Source organism: Cellulophaga sp. L1A9, assembly GCF_009797025.1.
Taxonomy (GTDB): Bacteria; Bacteroidota; Bacteroidia; order Flavobacteriales; family Flavobacteriaceae; genus Cellulophaga.
Genome location: NZ_CP047027.1, coordinates 223,094 through 238,335 on the forward strand (window position 1 = coordinate 223,094; position 15,242 = coordinate 238,335).

15 protein-coding genes are annotated in these 15,242 nt (G+C 32.6%); 10 read left to right on the forward strand and 5 right to left on the reverse strand.

Annotated elements, in window-relative coordinates; translation table 11 throughout:
• The first annotated feature begins 1,243 nt into the window (after positions 1-1,243).
• The 5 genes from GQR94_RS01020 (at position 1,244) to GQR94_RS01040 (ending at position 5,395) form a co-directional block, all read left to right on the forward strand.
• Positions 1,244-1,951 (forward strand): hypothetical protein, encoded by a 708-nt coding sequence (locus tag GQR94_RS01020; protein WP_158973592.1) that lies wholly within the window; start codon positions 1,244-1,246, stop codon positions 1,949-1,951.
• Positions 1,952-2,182: 231 nt separating this feature from the next.
• A complete protein-coding gene (locus tag GQR94_RS01025; RefSeq protein ID WP_158973593.1) occupies positions 2,183-3,550 on the forward strand; it encodes an ankyrin repeat domain-containing protein in 1,368 nt (455 codons plus the stop codon).
• Positions 3,551-3,950: 400 nt separating this feature from the next.
• On the forward strand, positions 3,951-4,184 hold the full coding sequence (locus GQR94_RS01030; RefSeq protein WP_158973594.1) for a hypothetical protein: 234 nt from the start codon (positions 3,951-3,953) through the stop codon (positions 4,182-4,184).
• Positions 4,184-4,501 carry a type II toxin-antitoxin system RelE/ParE family toxin gene (locus GQR94_RS01035; RefSeq protein WP_158973595.1) on the forward strand — a complete coding sequence of 106 codons (318 nt, stop codon included), beginning with the start codon at positions 4,184-4,186 and terminating at the stop codon, positions 4,499-4,501. The genes GQR94_RS01030 and GQR94_RS01035 overlap by 1 nt, the downstream gene beginning before the upstream one ends.
• 243 nt (positions 4,502-4,744) lie before the next feature.
• Positions 4,745-5,395: a DUF2306 domain-containing protein gene (locus tag GQR94_RS01040; protein ID WP_158973596.1), complete on the forward strand. Its 651-nt coding sequence runs from the start codon at positions 4,745-4,747 to the stop codon at positions 5,393-5,395.
• A gap of 261 nt (positions 5,396-5,656) precedes the next feature.
• Here the strand turns inward: GQR94_RS01040 and GQR94_RS01045 are convergent, their stop codons facing one another.
• From GQR94_RS01045 to GQR94_RS01060, 4 genes are all read right to left on the reverse strand, one after another.
• Complete coding sequence (locus tag GQR94_RS01045; protein ID WP_158973597.1) at positions 5,657-6,238, reverse strand: hypothetical protein; 582 nt, start codon at positions 6,236-6,238, stop codon at positions 5,657-5,659.
• 139 nt (positions 6,239-6,377) lie between these two features.
• Positions 6,378-7,721 (reverse strand): integrin alpha, encoded by a 1,344-nt coding sequence (locus tag GQR94_RS01050; protein ID WP_199271487.1) that lies wholly within the window; start codon positions 7,719-7,721, stop codon positions 6,378-6,380.
• Positions 7,722-8,045: 324 nt separating this feature from the next.
• The gene (locus GQR94_RS22575) at positions 8,046-8,396 is read right to left on the reverse strand and encodes a transposase (protein ID WP_158973598.1); all 351 of its coding nucleotides are present in this window, start codon (positions 8,394-8,396) and stop codon (positions 8,046-8,048) included.
• Positions 8,397-8,480: 84 nt separating this feature from the next.
• Entirely contained in the window at positions 8,481-9,497 is a 1,017-nt protein-coding gene (locus GQR94_RS01060) for a transposase (protein WP_158973599.1), read from the reverse strand.
• A gap of 358 nt (positions 9,498-9,855) precedes the next feature.
• Between GQR94_RS01060 and GQR94_RS01065 the strand changes: the two genes are divergently transcribed.
• The 5 genes from GQR94_RS01065 (at position 9,856) to GQR94_RS01085 (ending at position 13,994) form a co-directional block, all read left to right on the forward strand.
• Positions 9,856-11,037 (forward strand): integrase core domain-containing protein, encoded by a 1,182-nt coding sequence (locus GQR94_RS01065; RefSeq protein WP_158973600.1) that lies wholly within the window; start codon positions 9,856-9,858, stop codon positions 11,035-11,037.
• 86 nt (positions 11,038-11,123) lie between these two features.
• On the forward strand, positions 11,124-11,495 hold the full coding sequence (locus GQR94_RS01070) for a transposase (RefSeq protein ID WP_024479941.1): 372 nt from the start codon (positions 11,124-11,126) through the stop codon (positions 11,493-11,495).
• A gap of 121 nt (positions 11,496-11,616) precedes the next feature.
• A complete protein-coding gene (locus tag GQR94_RS01075; RefSeq protein WP_233268677.1) occupies positions 11,617-12,351 on the forward strand; it encodes an IS3 family transposase in 735 nt (244 codons plus the stop codon).
• Positions 12,352-12,401: 50 nt separating this feature from the next.
• Entirely contained in the window at positions 12,402-13,091 is a 690-nt protein-coding gene (locus tag GQR94_RS01080; RefSeq protein ID WP_158973601.1) for a hypothetical protein, read from the forward strand.
• 222 nt (positions 13,092-13,313) lie between these two features.
• Entirely contained in the window at positions 13,314-13,994 is a 681-nt protein-coding gene (locus GQR94_RS01085) for a hypothetical protein (RefSeq protein ID WP_158973602.1), read from the forward strand.
• Positions 13,995-14,123: 129 nt separating this feature from the next.
• Here the strand turns inward: GQR94_RS01085 and GQR94_RS01090 are convergent, their stop codons facing one another.
• Positions 14,124-15,092 carry a transposase gene (locus GQR94_RS01090; RefSeq protein WP_158973603.1) on the reverse strand — a complete coding sequence of 323 codons (969 nt, stop codon included), beginning with the start codon at positions 15,090-15,092 and terminating at the stop codon, positions 14,124-14,126.
• Positions 15,093-15,242 lie beyond the last annotated feature (150 nt).

The window sequence follows — 15,242 nt, forward strand, 5'->3', positions numbered from 1 at the left end:
CAGGATTCATATTTCCACCGAAAAGAGCGTTAAGAATCAAATGCTGTTTGAGCGATAGCGAGTTCATTTGATTTAGCGAATAAGGATGTGAAATATATCCGAAGGGTCAAGCCTTGATTTTTTTGGTTCGTTTTTTTATCAAGAAAAAAATGAATAAACAAATACCTAAATCTTTCTGAAATTGCAATAAACTAATAATCAGTACACTACAACAAATTTATTTTCATATTACCTTGGAAAGGAGTAACTTGAGAAAGTCGTGCAAGCGAGGAGCGCTTAAGCACAGAATGAACAAGTTACTCCCTACCCCTTAATTTGAGCATCGATTTTTAGCAGATTTCTACGGTAATTATACCAATACTTCAAAAGGAATTTTGCTAGTTTAACAAAGCCGAAATTCTTACTCAAACGCAACTGTTACGGTCGGATTTTAGCCTGTTTATCTGCAAAAGATTTTAACACTCAAAACTAAATAGTAATCGCCAATCTTTAGCGTAAATAAAAGCGGAAAAGCGTTACGTAGTCGTATGTTAGAATAAAAAACGTGTGGTAACAAATCCTATAAGTAATGCGGAGGTTTGGTGTTTAATTAAATCGTTTGTGTATATTTACTATGTCGCCAAACCAGTTTGATTGGACATTTAGAACGAAATAAAATTAAACGCAAATAAAATGCTTTGGCTAAGTGCTTAAAGGTAAGTTAAACGCAAGTTTGCTTCCGCACTACTCATAGCCTAAACGTTGTGATGCCATTTGCAATACCGCTAAGACATTTTTTTAAAGGTTATATGAAAAGGTTTATGAATAAAGAAATGGGAGATCTCCTGTTTTGTTAGTTATAAATTACAGCCTTTAGGATGGAATTATAACTCAAGTATTGCGCTTGATGGCGTAGAAAGAAGACTTTCTAAACGTTATCACGTTAAAATACTTGTTATAAGAACGTTAAAATAAAATACAAAGTCAAATAATTATGGATTTATAACAAAATAGGAGATCGATTTTTCTGTTTCCCATACTAACGTTTCATGCTTCTACATAAAAACATAAGTATGGGTAATCTTTAAAAAAATGGATCTATTACGTTCGGTATTTTAAACGGTTACCTTTTTTATTGCTAATTTTAGAAAAGTAAAAATTAAAATAAAACGGCACACAACACGCTGTATAATTTATGGCCTAAACTAACTGATATGAATAAAGGCCACAAATTATACATCTATCGTTATGTGCAATTTAAAAAATGACAACAAAGGAAGAAAAATATATTCTTGAGCAATTTAAGACTTGCTATAAATCTTTTCCAGAGGGTGAAATTCAAAAGACTGAAAAGCCCGATTTTATAATTCAAACAGCTAAAAATAAAATTGGGATAGAGCTTACCGAGATTTTTCAGGACTCGCATAACGGTCATTCAAAATACCAACAACGCTCATCGGACAGAGGTAAGTTCACGGAAAAATTAATTCTTGAACTTCAAAAATTTGTTGATTTTACTTTTCATATTTCAATACATTTCAGCGATTTTCATCATTTAAAAAAGGCTAAGGAAAAAGAATTAATAAAGAAAACCTTTAAATCTTCCATTAATCACTTAATTCAACTTAAAAATAAGCAGGGAGTTTTAATTGAAGACTTTAGAAAGCTACCTCAGGAAATAGATTCGATCCGGATTGGACGATATGATGGACTCGAAGAATCATATGACGAAAAACCAGATGGAGGAATTGTTTCAGATATGACCAATGCCCATATTGAACCAATAATTTTGAAGAAGGAAAAAAAACTTAAAAATTACCAAGAATGCGATGAATATTGGTTATTGATAAAAGAAGGTAATTATTATGCAGGCACTTTTTCTGATATTAAAGTTGAATACCCCATAAGTACTAGCTTTTGCAGAATATTTTTATTTCGCATAAACAAATCGGAGATAATAGAATTGAAATAAAAAAGCACATAACATAACCTATAAACAATACGGGCTTTGGGCTTAATCGAAAGGTTTGCGTATTTTTATGATGTCGCAAAATCTTTGGGATTTTGCTTTAAACAAGGAAAAGAAAAAACAAAACAAAAAGATTTTGCTATGTGCTTGGCGGAAAGTAAACGCTAGTTTGCTCCCGTACTGTTCATAGCTAAAACGTTAGCAAAAATTAAAACCAAAATCATTTTCTAAGAAATGCACAAAAATTATCTTACAATTTTGTTATTTATAATTTCATCATCTTTAATAGCTCAAAACATCATTACACTTAAAGAAGACTTAGTTTCTAATAGAAAAGATGGCCTATATCTTATTTCTTCTAAAAGTTATAAAAAATTTCCAGTCAAAGGTTCAGAAGAAAAAAAATCAATTTATATGTATGGAGATGGTTTAGGAGTTAAATATTTTAAGTCATTAATTATAGATAAGAATAAAATTAGTATTCAGTTAGATAAAAAATTAGTAGAAGGCTATTTTACTTCAAAAAAAAACACAATAGCTTTTGTCTTTAATGACACTATTTATCAACTAAGTAAACCTAATAAGCTTTTCATAAATAAAGCCATTTTTGATGTTGAGGATTTATCTGAATATGATAAAAGTAAAATCGTTAATTATTTTAAAAAATTACCAACTTTCGAAACTCAACATCAATTTAAAGAAAACTTAGAAGCTCATAATTTTAAAAAAGCAGATTCTCTTTTAAAAAATGGTGCATATGTAATAAAAAGCATTTATTTAGATGCTTATGAATACAGAGATACTCTATTAATTGATTATTTTAAAAAAATAAATTACACTCAAAAAGCGGAAAGAATGAATGAGGCGATTAAAATCCGTGACAAAGAATTTATAAATGATTATCAAAACTTCGTGAAGGATAAGCCTAAAAATCAAGATAGATTAGATAACAATTTTATATACGCTTCTAGGCATAGTTCTAAAGAAATTGTAGCTCTTATTTTAAATTATGGGGCTAATAAAAATATTAAGAGACCAGTAATTGGCTTTGATTCACCAACTTTTATTAATGCCTTAGATTATGCTGCTATTAATGGCGAAATTGAAGTGTTCGAATATTTAATTTCAAAAGGTTTAACTGGAGTATATCCAATAACATTTATAGAGGCTTGTCAGGATAATAATCAGTTTATGATAAATCACTTACTGAAAAGTGGTTATAACATAAATAATCAAGACTATGAAGGGCTTAGTGTTTTACATTATTTACTAAACACTGCGAAAATAGACCGTGCAATATTTATTATAAGTAAAGGAATTGATGTTAACTTAGCAGACAAAAACGGTAATACTGCTTTACATAAACTCGCTTCACTTACCTATACTCCATTATTAAATAGCTACAGTTATTACGGTGTAAAAAGTAACGATATAGAAAAAGTAGCCAGAAATCTAATAGAACATGGTGCTAACATTAATTTAAAAAATAAAAACGGTAATACTGCTTTAGACATTGCAAAAGGAGCTGAAGGTAAAATAGATCATTATCATATTAATACAAATGATGAACTAATAATATTACTTGAAAAACATCAAAATTAAAGAGAAATTTTAAAAAGAAAGTAATGAATAGTTTTATGATAAAATTAAAAAACAATTATAGAATAGTAATTTTATGTATTGTAACAAAATTGAGAGTTAATGCAAATTGAGTAAATTAACATTTGCTAACAATATATAAAAAACATAGGGCGTTTGTGCTAAATCGAAAGGTCTGTGCATATTAACAAAGTCCGCTAAATATAAAATTTGGCATTTATAGTAAAAAAGATAAAAGCAAAATATTTATATTTAGCTAAGTAATAAACCGAAACGAAAGTGCTTATCACCTGCCCTACGTTTCTTATACTTAACGTTGGCAACAAGCTGTGAAAATCCGTTAATTCAAGAAAAATGATGACTGAATTGATAATTTTGTATCTTTGATAAAAAGCTTAATAAAATGAATTTAGAAGCTCGAAAAATAGAATTTGTTCAGGAATTTTTAAAACTTCAAAGTGAAGAAGCTGTTTCTCGTCTTGAAAAAATATTGAGAAAAGAAAAAAATGCTTCTGACGAGCCGATATTTGAATCTATGACCGAAGATGAATTGAATAAACGAATTGACCAATCAGAATCTGATTTCCGAAACAATCGATTTAAAAACAGTTCTGAACTTTTAGCCAAATACGAATAATGGTCTTGAAAATTATTTGGTCTGAATTCGCTGAAACTCAACTTGACGAAATCTACGAATATTACGAAAAGAAAGCAAGTCCTAGAATTGCAAAAAAACTTCTGAAAGGAATTATCAACGAACCAAAAAAGTTGATAAAGACACCTCAAATTGGACAAGAAGAGGAATTACTAAAACAAAGAGAAATTCATTATAGATATTTAGTTTACAAAAACTACAAACTGATTTATTCTGTTGATACGGAAAACGGATTTATAAAAATTGCTGACGTTTTTGATACTCGACAGAATCCACCGAAACTCAAACGGACAAAATAAAAGCCAGTTGCCAACACCGCCTATAGTTTACTGCTTGGTAGTTTTTCCTTCGGAAAAACTACGCAAACGTGAATGGTCAGTTTTTATTTACTAAATTTATTGCTTAACCAACGCAGCAAACCATAGCCAAAAACGTTGGCAACTATTTGACCAACTCATCGCTGAAAAACAACAATTCAGTAAATAAAAATAAACTAAATGAATTTATTGTCTGAATTTTGAATCGTTAAATACAACTGAAAAATGGAAAAAACGATACAAATATTAATATATATTCACGCAACATTTGGTGGTTTTGCTTTGCTTGCAGGTTTGGTTTCAATAATTGCCAAAAAAGGAAAAAATATTCACAGAAAATCTGGGCTGATTTTTTTCTATTCTATGATATTATCTGGAATAATAGCTATGATAGTTGCTCTTTTGCCCAATCACGAAAGCCCATTTTTATTCGCAGTCGGAATTTTTAGTCTATATTTTGTTTTAACAGGAAATAGAGCTTTGAATTTTAAAAGAAAACATCCTGATTTGAAAATTGACAAATTAATATCAATTATTATGATTACAACTGGAATTTTAATGATTTCACTACCAATCATACTAACAAAAAGTATAAATATAATTCTTGTAGTTTTTGCAATTGTTGGAATAATATTTTCTGTGAGAGATTTAATATTATTTAAAAATCCTGAACGATTGAGAAAAGGATGGTTGAAATTACATTTAGGAAAAATGTTAGGCGGTTACATTTCAGCAACAACTGCATTTGTAGTAGTGAATGGATTTTTTCCAAGTTTTTATGGTTGGTTTATTCCTGGAATTGTTGGAGGATTAATAATAGCATATTGGATGAGAAAAATGAATAAAAAAACAAAAACAGTTGCCAACACCGTATAAAATTAATTGCTGTTTCTAGCCTATTTACGAAAGTCCGCGAGGATTTTCTATTCGGTTTTTATTTGCTAAATTTAGTGCTTAAAACACGCAACTAATCTTATACAATCACGTTATCTCTAATTTTGATCAATAGTCAAAATTTAGTTTAAACGCAATACAGAAGTACATATTTTTAAGGATATACATTAATTACAGGTTAGTATTTCTTTAAGTAAATATTCTAAAAAAACATAAACTTACGTTAAAACAGAACTAATCCGTTTACTCCGCACTTACAATAACCCATTTTTTTAAACTTACGTCAGTATTAGAAATAAGCTCTAATGTTAAAGTACGTGACATATATATACCAGCAACAGCACTTATGGCACCTGCAGCAAGGCAAAGATTATTGTTACCATCTGGTCTAAACTCGCCGCTTTCATCATGATAAATAAACTTCTGCTCAGATGAGTTAGGGTCACTATCAACTAGGCTTAAAGTCATTCCTTCCACGGGACCTCCAGTCATTTCAACACAGAAATCAACATATTCTGCTGAACAAATTTGATTTGTTTCTTCATTATAATAAAATTGAACATCACCACCATCTGGTTTACAAGAATGCGCATGAAGATTTTCAGCGAAGCCATTGCCTTGCGTGTCAATACACCATCCTAATTCATCTTGTTCATCAAGGTTATCTGCAAGGTGAATAAGTGGTGCCGGAGTTTGAATAATAGGAGCATTCAACTCAATCAATACTTCAGGTTCACTTTCTTCATCCTTTTTACAACTCATAATAACAATAAAAAGCATAAGTATGCCTATACTTTTTATTGTTATTGAAAATGTTCTTACCATTTTACTCTGTTTTTTATTTTTTTTCATCAAATTGATTTCTTTAGATTTATACTTACGATTAAAATTTTATTTAGTTAAGATTTTTTTTGAAAAGTAAAATAGAAGAACGCTTCAAAATATTAGACCCAACAAGATTAAACTAATTAATAGGTCTAAAGAAAAGTGTATAAAGCGAGCCTGTTCCACCAATTCCTACACCACCACCAAAATTTACTGCAAAAGAACCGTCTCCTTTTATATCTCCTACATAAGATATGGAACGTGCAAAACGATCATCTGAGCCAAGAACCAAATCAAAACCACCTTCCGTTGCACTAATTTTATCAAATGTTTTTACGGTCTTATCTTCATTTAGATATAGGATATACCCGTTACCTTCATTTTGCTGATTGGCTCCCGTAACTAAATCTGTTATCCCATCACCATCAATATCACCAGCTGCGCACATAGCATGCCCAAACTGCGCACCAAAAGTACCATTGGGGTTCTCTTCTAAATCAAGTGTTTCCGTAAAACCATTTAATCCTTCTGTTATTTTAATTTTAGAAACTACATTTAATGTTGTTACATCCAATGAAAGTATCCAGATTGCACCTTTACCACCGTCGGACAAAAATGCCCCTACAGCCATCTCTATAGCCCCATCATTATCTAAATCCCCAAGCATAGCAACTTCCCTTCCTCCAAATTCATCGCCATCTTGCAATCCTTCACCAAAATTGCCTTGTGTAGAACTAATGGTTACCGTACTTTCATTAAGAACTTCAGAACTATCATTTAAAAACAATATATCAATAGCGCCCCTATTTGAACCACCATCATCCGATACTGGGTCGCATGCTACTAAATCAATTCGATTATCGTTATTAATATCCCCGATAGCCGTTAAACCTTGAGCGTTTATATTTTCATTTTTTACATAGCTTTTTACTTTTCCATTCGTATCCAAGTGAATAATATACAATGAGTTATTGGGACTCGTTGGTGCGGAAACTGCAATATCAGGAATACCATCATCATTGTAATCCCCCACACCAGCAACACCGTAACCAAAGAAATTTCCGGCATTTAAAGTTTCATCAAAATTACCTTCTTCTGTGGATATTTTTTGATTAGATGATACAGAACCATCACTATTCATAAACAAAATATATACTGCTCCGGCATCAACCCCACCATCATCATCTGATCGCGCGCCAATAACATAATCTATTACACCATCCCCATTCACATCACCTATGGCATCATGGTCTCTCGCAAACCTGTCTCCAGCATCCAAATCAGCATCAAGCCCTCCCAAACCATTCTCTATCTTTACAAAGCTTTCTGCTTGATAAAACATTGCATCGTCATCAATTACTTCATCATCAATAATTTCTTCAGTACTATTATCGCTACTATTGCAACTAAAAAAAGTAAATGCAATTAAAATTATACTTAAAAGTAAATTGCTTTTTTTGGATTTAATAAACATCAATATCATGTAAAATTATTTTATGTTCTTTATTCTAAGACTTTGATCAACACAAAAGGTTTAATTTGGTCATTTAATAAAATGAGAATTATTATAATCTAATTAGAAAGAAAAACAAGAGATAACAAAGGTAACCGTTGCACAACTCCATAATTTATAAAATAATGGCCTTTATAACCGCCTTTTAAGGCGGTTTCATTTTTCAATTAGTCAAGTAATTGGTTATTTTTAAGGTGGTTAAATGTGAGTTTTTTAGAGCATATAAGGTCTTTTTTAGAAGAATGAACAAAGACCCCATTCCTGCTCCACTTTTTACGTGTTTTTGAGTGAATTTCAGGTACTCCTGTCTGCCGGCAGGCAGGTCTTCAGATTATAGGCTATTGCTGATAGGTGCATCACCTTATTGGCTTGTTTTAAGCCTAGCGTATTTATTTTCCGTAAGCCCATAAACTGCGTTAAAGTACCAAATACGGGTTCAACTGTACTTTGGCGTTTGCCTTTCATGTATCTGCCCTGTGGACTGTGTACCCTAGCATTATTACGTTCGTATTCTTCTCGGTAATACGTTACACTAAACTTCTTTTCTTGGGCACTTTTCCCTAGACAACTACTGCGCATTGGGCAAGCAACACAAACATGTTTTCGTGCCCTATATTCTTTCTTTTTGTTCCGTTCTATAATCATTAAACGCTTTAGTAAAGGGAATCTTTCCTTGGGCACTGATAATAATCTTCTTCCCTATTATAAATAAAACCATCCGGACCACCTTTATAGGTACCATGTGGAGGAATAAAACTTTAAGTCCTTTTGCTCTAAATAAGCATAGTTCTCGCCACTACTGTAGCCAGTGTCCGCAACACAATTTTCCCAAAACAGACCCTGTTGCCACAAACGCTTATGTAAACGTTCTACTATATCTGGTAATTGTGATTGTCTTCCATCAGCATGATACGCCCGAATGTCGGTGATGACATGACTAGCCGTATCCACACTTAACTGACTCAAGTAATTTAGCTTCCGAGCCTTGCCAGGCTTTACACTAATCCGAGCATCTGGATCAGTAGGACTATAATGGGTTTTATTACTGGTATACTTCGAGCCTTTGTTTCCTGACCCTGGTCGTTGGTCTTGATCTGTACTCCATTTCTTATTTCTGCTTTGGATAGCACCTAGTTCTTTCTTGCTCGCTGTAACGATACGCTGACCTCTATCTGACTTATCGCCTTTGCTTTTACGATGCGGTGTTTCTTTGTCCATAGAACTAAACACACGAACCTTTCGCAAATGTGCTTGCAAATCTTCTTCAGGTACTTTAAGCTCCAAAGTATCCATACTTGCATTCGCTTTTTGGGGCAGAATCAATAGCTTGGGTATGACCACTACCATTCCCTTTTCTATACACATACTAAGTACTTTAGTGAAAACTTCTTCAAATACTGACTCAGGAAACAACTGACGAGTCCTACTTATCGTACTGTGCCAAGGAAGCTCCTCGTCTAAATCGTAATCAATGAAATAGAGAATATCTAATCGCATAGAACAATGCTGTATTAATTTACGGTCACTGATAATATTCTCTAAATAACCAACCAAACACAACTTGAAGAACACTACCGGATCTATACTCTTCTGGCCACTGTCGCCATAGTAACTCTTGGTTTGAACATAGAGAAAATTTAAATCTAATACACCTTTTAATAAACGATAAAAATTGTCTTGAGGAACTCGTTCGCTTAAGCGAAAACTATTAAAAAGCTTTTCTTGATATGTTTTTTTGCCTTGCATCCTTAAAGTTAAGAAATCAATCAATAATTTACTTTAACACTATGTCAATTAATTGCTAACTTGTGCAACAGGCACAATGGCTATATTTAATACGGGCTTTTGGCATAAAATCAAAAGTCTGTTTAAATAATGAAGTCCGCCAAATCTTTTGATTTGGCTTTAAAATAAAAAAGATAAAACAAAATAAAAAGATTTGGCTAAGTGATTAATCGGAAGTTCACTACTTTTAATTCCCGTACTAACCATAGCCGAGTCGTTGTACCACATTTTGGTATGGTAAAGACACATCGTTTACAAAGTTAAAGGCACATGGTTTACACTTTTTTAAGGGTTAATTTGAGATAAAAATCAAATTATCATGCCTTGGAAAGTAAACACAACAATGGAGCAAAAAATCGAATTTATTTGTGAATGGCGTACAGGAAAGTATACTATAACAGAATTATGTAAAAGTTTTGAAATCTCTCGACCAACGGCTTATAAGTTGATAAGTCGGTTTGAAACTCAAGGTTATGAAGGCCTAAAAGAGCATTCAAGAGCACCTGGCAAACATCCCAATGCAACCAAAGAGAATATCGTTGATTGTATTCTAAAATTAAAGAAGAAATATAAACTTTGGGGAGCTAAAAAAATTAGAGAGTTATTGTTTAATGAACTTTCAAGTCAAGAAGTCCCATCTGTGGTTACTGTTCATAATATACTTAAAAGAAACGGATTAGTATGTCCGCAAAAACGGATGAGAAGAGTCAAACCAGTCTTCCCTATATTTGACCCTGAATCATGTAATGAAGTTTGGAGTGCTGACTATAAAGGAAAGTTCTTAATGGGTAATAAAATATATTGCCATCCATTAACAATTGCAGACTCTAGAAGTCGATTTTTATTCTCTGCTAAAGGTCACTATAAAGAAAATTTAAAGTCTGCTAAGGCAGAGTTTAAAAGGGTTTTTAGAATATATGGTATTCCTAAACAAATACACACAGATAATGGTAGCCCTTTTGGTTCTGTAAGGGCAATACAACGTTTTACACAACTCTCCTACTGGTTTATTGAACTAGGTATTAGTCCTGTGTTTTCTGATCCTGCTAGTCCACAACAAAACGGAAGACATGAACGCATGCATCGTGATTTAAAGGCTGCTTGTGCTAAGCCTTCAGCATATGATTTAAAAGCCCAACAAAGACGTTTAAATCACTTTGTAAAACAATATAATAACGTAAGACCACATGAAGCCTTAGATATGAAAACACCTGCTGATATACATAATTTCTCTACTAGACCCTTCCCCGAAAGAATACCCAACTTTGAGTATGACACGAAGTATAAAATACTCAAAGTAACAGAAAGTGGAGCTGTGAGATGGAAATCTTATTATTGGGTATATGTATCCGCTGCTTTAAAAGGTAAACACGTTGCAATTGAAGAACTTGGCAATGGAATTTGGAAAGTGTTTTATAGAAATGTATTTTTAGGTTACTTTGATGAAAAACATCTTAGAAATAAACAACAATCAACAAGGTTAGAAACTAATTTAGTGTAAAGTCTAATCTTTAACTTGTGTAAACCATGTCCCTTAACGAACATTTTGACCCGTCCTGAAATATGTATACAAAACACTTCAAGTATATGTATAAAAATGATGGATATGTAAAACGCTATAGTGAGAGCTTTAAGCTCAAAGTCTTGGCAGAACTTACCAAAGGAAACCATTCCAAAAGACAAATTGCATTAACTTACGGTATACAATCCAGTACTATAAATGTATGGATCAAAAAGTATGATCGTAAAGATTTAATGAACACCCGTGTAACCGTGCAAACAGACGATGAACTTTCCCGTATCAAAGCCCTTCAAAAAGAGCTGAAACAACTTAAGGACCTTCTTATTAAAAAGGACCTAGACAAACTGGTGACCGACAGCTATCTTGAGGTAGCCGCCGAAAACCTGGGCTATAGAGATGTTGAAGAATTAAAAAAAAACTTAAACATAAAGCCTTGATGAAAGTAGCACCGATAAACCGTAATGAAAGACTGTATTCGATTGGTACTATCTGTAATGCCTTTGATCTGAAAAGAGATGCCTATTACAAATTCCAAAAACGTTTTGTTATCAAAAAAAGATAGAACAAGATGTACTCGAACTTGTTCGAAAAAGCAGAAGAACACTACCTCGAGAAGGTACCAGAAAACTCATGAGATCATTAAAAGATGAGTTTCATAAGTACCACCTTAAAGTAGGTAGAGACCAGCTGTTCCGTATCTCAAGAGAAAATCGATTGCTCATTAGAAGAAAGAAGTACTCCTCTAGAACCACCAATTCATATCACCGGTTTTACAAGTATGGTAATATTATAAAAGACTTGAAAATCAATAGACCTAATCAGGTTTGGGCATCCGATATTACCTATATCAGAACCATAAAAGGATTCTGTTACCTAGCATTGATTACAGACATGTATTCCCGTAAAATCGTTGGATACGACCTAAGTGATAGCCTAGAGCTAAAAGGGTGTGTCAGAGCTTTAAATAAGGCTATTTACAATGCTAAGAACATTGATCACCTTATTCATCACTCGGACAGAGGTATTCAATATTGCAGTAACCTCTATACCCAAATACTAAAAAGAAAGAAAATTAAAATCAGTATGACAGAAGAAAATCACTGCTATGAAAACGCCCTAGCCGAAAGGGTCAATGGTATTCTAAAAGATGAATTCTATCTTGATCAAACATTTACCAGTGTGGTCCATGCTAAAAAAGCAGCCAAAAATGCAATCAAATTATACAACTCAAAAAGATTACATTTATCTTTAGATTATAAAACACCTAATTACGTGCATCAATATGCCGCTTAAAACTAATATTAATCTGTAGCCGTATTTTAGGACGTGACATTTAAAACTAAATGAAAAACGAACCTTGGAAATCGGGACCAAAAGAATTATTAAGGCATGGTCTTGAGCACTTATCTCTCGAAACGGACTTTGATTATCGAATGGGAATGATTGTTATCGACAATTCAGTTGAATTAATGATGAAAACATATTTGGGCTTACCAAAACGGATTACAAAGCTTGAAGGCGTAACTCGTAAAATATATGACGAAGCGACTAAAAGCTTTCCAAGTTTAATTGATACAATGGACAGGTTTGCAAAAGATAAACTTGTAGGGATTGAACTAGGCGAAATAGAATGGTATCATAGAATTAGAAATCAACTATATCATGACGGGAATGGAATTACGGTTGAAAAAGAAAAAGTAATTGCCTATTCCAGTATAGCAAAAATACTTTTTGAAAATTTATTTGGCGAAAAAGTTGAAATCGTAGGCAAAAAATATGGTATCGATGATTTCCTATTAGTTTGGGCGGACTTCAATAAATTAGTTGTTAATCAAGGTCCAAAAATTTATAGCAAAAAGAACTTCAAAGAACTATTCAATTTATCAAATAATGAAGAGTCTGTATTAAAAGGGATAACTGAGTTTAGAAATAAATTAGTTCATAGACCAGATGAAATTAGTGAGGCCGAATTAAATTTAAAGGTTAATGAACTAATTGAATTTATAGAATTGGTAAAGCAGAAACCGAAATAAAACGTGGTACAACACAACCTATAAACAATACGGGCTTCGGGCTTAAACGAAAGGTTTGTGTATTTTTATGAGGTCGCGAAATCTTTGGGATTTCGCTTTAGCCAGAAAAAGAAAAAACAAAACCAAAAGATTTCCCTATGTTCGTGGCGGAAAGTAAACGTTAGTTTGCTCCCGTACTGTTCATAGCTCCATCGTTGGCAGTAATTAAAAAACTATGACATTATGATTAAAATGAATAACCTTTTTTACATTATTATGATTACCTCACTTTTTACCAGCAATATTATTTATGCTCAAAAAAATGAAACTGATAAAGTTAAAATGGGCTTAAAAAAAAAGGTAAAAACTGTTACTTTAATCAAAATAAAATGTCCATCTGAATCTAATGGAACTAAATTTCACTGTCCGACTGATACAATAACATATAACTTTGACAAGAAAGGAAATCAAATAAAAAAGTTCACTATTAAGCGTGATACTATTATCAAAACTTATAGAAACGATACTTTAATAACTCTTGAATATAATATTGGTGATAAAGGCAAAATACTACAACCAATAAGAAAAATTTATTCAAAAAATAAACTTTTAGTAAAAACGATAGTTTTCAAAAATGGATTAAATAATAGACCTTCTATGCAATGGGAATATTCTTATGATAATAATGATTTAAAGATTAAGCAAATATTTACTCAATGGCATAACAAAAAACTTACAACAGTTTATGATTACAACGAAAGAGGAGATATTAAAAAGGAACAAAACTTCAAAAATGACCAATTGGCTACTGAAAAAAACTACAACTATAAATATGTAGATGACAAAAAAGGAAACTGGATTATTAAGAAAGTTTATGGTGGAGAATATAAGATTACTGAAAAAAGGAAAATTATATATTATTAAAAACTACTGCCAACAAAGAACTGAGGTAAAAAACAAGTAAATTCTTCCTTAATCTGAGACACTATTATTCTAGGCTCATAAATTCAAAAAACAGATTCTTGAGCTTTTTTTATTCGGTTTATTCCCTATTTATTTAGGTAATACAGAAACATAAGCTTCATCATAGGGTCTGCCAGATTTTGCGATAGCAAAGGACTGTTTAAGTAGTTTGTTAGCAACTGCTATCAGTGCCAGTTTCTTGCTCTTCCCTTTATTCACGATTCGCTCATATACCTCTCTGCATGCCTTGTTGTGTTTACAGGCATTGAAAGAACATAGAAACAATAAATTACGAAGCTTTCTATTACCGACCTTACTTATTCTCGCTCGACCTCTTACACTGCTCCCAGACTCTCGTATCGTTGGGGTTATACCTACATAACTACAAAGCTGTGATGCCGTTTCGAACTTACTGAAACCATCAGTGACCACTATTAGGAACAATGCGGTCTTTTGCCCTATGCCAGGTATTGACGTCAACAAGGTCAATTGCTCTTGTTGGTCCTCTTTCACTAATGATAGAATCTTTGATTCGATTGCCGTTACTTCTTTATTGAGCTGCTTCTTGTTGCGTATCAACGAACGATAAACAAACTTTGAGGGTATACCTAAAACCGCTTCCCCATGTATTTTGTTCTTGGTTGCCGTTCGTTGTTTTAAATAGGCATCCAATAACCGGAACAACTGTAGACACTCACTTTGGGTATCCGTCAAAGCATTGTAAATAGGAACCTCGTTGATCAGGGCATATTCACATATAGCCTTGGCATCGCTCTTGTCCGTTTTTACCTTGGCCAGTTTCATTTGAATGAACCGCTTTATCGATAATGGATTTACTACTGAAACTACTACTCCTTTCTTGTAAAGAAACTGTGCAAGTCTGTAATGATAATAACCGGTAGCTTCCATAACGACCAATGAACTTTTGGGTAATTCCTTAAGGAATTTCTTAAATCCAATTTCATCATTCTTATACTGGTCGTGACCTTGGTTACTACCATGTACATCAAAGACATCTTTACTGATGTCAACTCCAAAAGTTTCTTTATATTTATTCATAAGAAATGTTTTATGAAAGAACTAGCTACTTCTGCTCACAACAACTTGAAAACGAGATCTAAAGTCTCACAGAACTGAACGTGATTTAAGTAGTAAAAGAGAGAGGATTATCAATGTTGTCGAAGTCTAAAGCTTCACCGTGTATACTAA

Bases quoted from the DNA above. Each gene is read 5' to 3' on its own strand.
- GQR94_RS01020 (WP_158973592.1), top strand. From the start codon at position 1,244: ATGACAACAAAGGAAGAAAAATATATTCTTGAGCAATTTAAGACTTGC.
- GQR94_RS01025 (WP_158973593.1), top strand. From the start codon at position 2,183: ATGCACAAAAATTATCTTACAATTTTGTTATTTATAATTTCATCATCT.
- GQR94_RS01070 (WP_024479941.1), top strand. From the start codon at position 11,124: ATGTATAAAAATGATGGATATGTAAAACGCTATAGTGAGAGCTTTAAG.
- GQR94_RS01085 (WP_158973602.1), top strand. From the start codon at position 13,314: ATGATTAAAATGAATAACCTTTTTTACATTATTATGATTACCTCACTT.
- GQR94_RS01080 (WP_158973601.1), top strand. From the start codon at position 12,402: ATGAAAAACGAACCTTGGAAATCGGGACCAAAAGAATTATTAAGGCAT.
- GQR94_RS01045 (WP_158973597.1), bottom strand. From the start codon at position 6,238: ATGGTAAGAACATTTTCAATAACAATAAAAAGTATAGGCATACTTATG.
- GQR94_RS01040 (WP_158973596.1), top strand. From the start codon at position 4,745: ATGGAAAAAACGATACAAATATTAATATATATTCACGCAACATTTGGT.
- GQR94_RS01090 (WP_158973603.1), bottom strand. From the start codon at position 15,092: ATGAATAAATATAAAGAAACTTTTGGAGTTGACATCAGTAAAGATGTC.
- GQR94_RS01035 (WP_158973595.1), top strand. From the start codon at position 4,184: ATGGTCTTGAAAATTATTTGGTCTGAATTCGCTGAAACTCAACTTGAC.
- GQR94_RS22575 (WP_158973598.1), bottom strand. From the start codon at position 8,396: ATGATTATAGAACGGAACAAAAAGAAAGAATATAGGGCACGAAAACAT.
- GQR94_RS01030 (WP_158973594.1), top strand. From the start codon at position 3,951: ATGAATTTAGAAGCTCGAAAAATAGAATTTGTTCAGGAATTTTTAAAA.
- GQR94_RS01060 (WP_158973599.1), bottom strand. From the start codon at position 9,497: ATGCAAGGCAAAAAAACATATCAAGAAAAGCTTTTTAATAGTTTTCGC.
- GQR94_RS01065 (WP_158973600.1), top strand. From the start codon at position 9,856: ATGCCTTGGAAAGTAAACACAACAATGGAGCAAAAAATCGAATTTATT.
- GQR94_RS01050 (WP_199271487.1), bottom strand. From the start codon at position 7,721: ATGATATTGATGTTTATTAAATCCAAAAAAAGCAATTTACTTTTAAGT.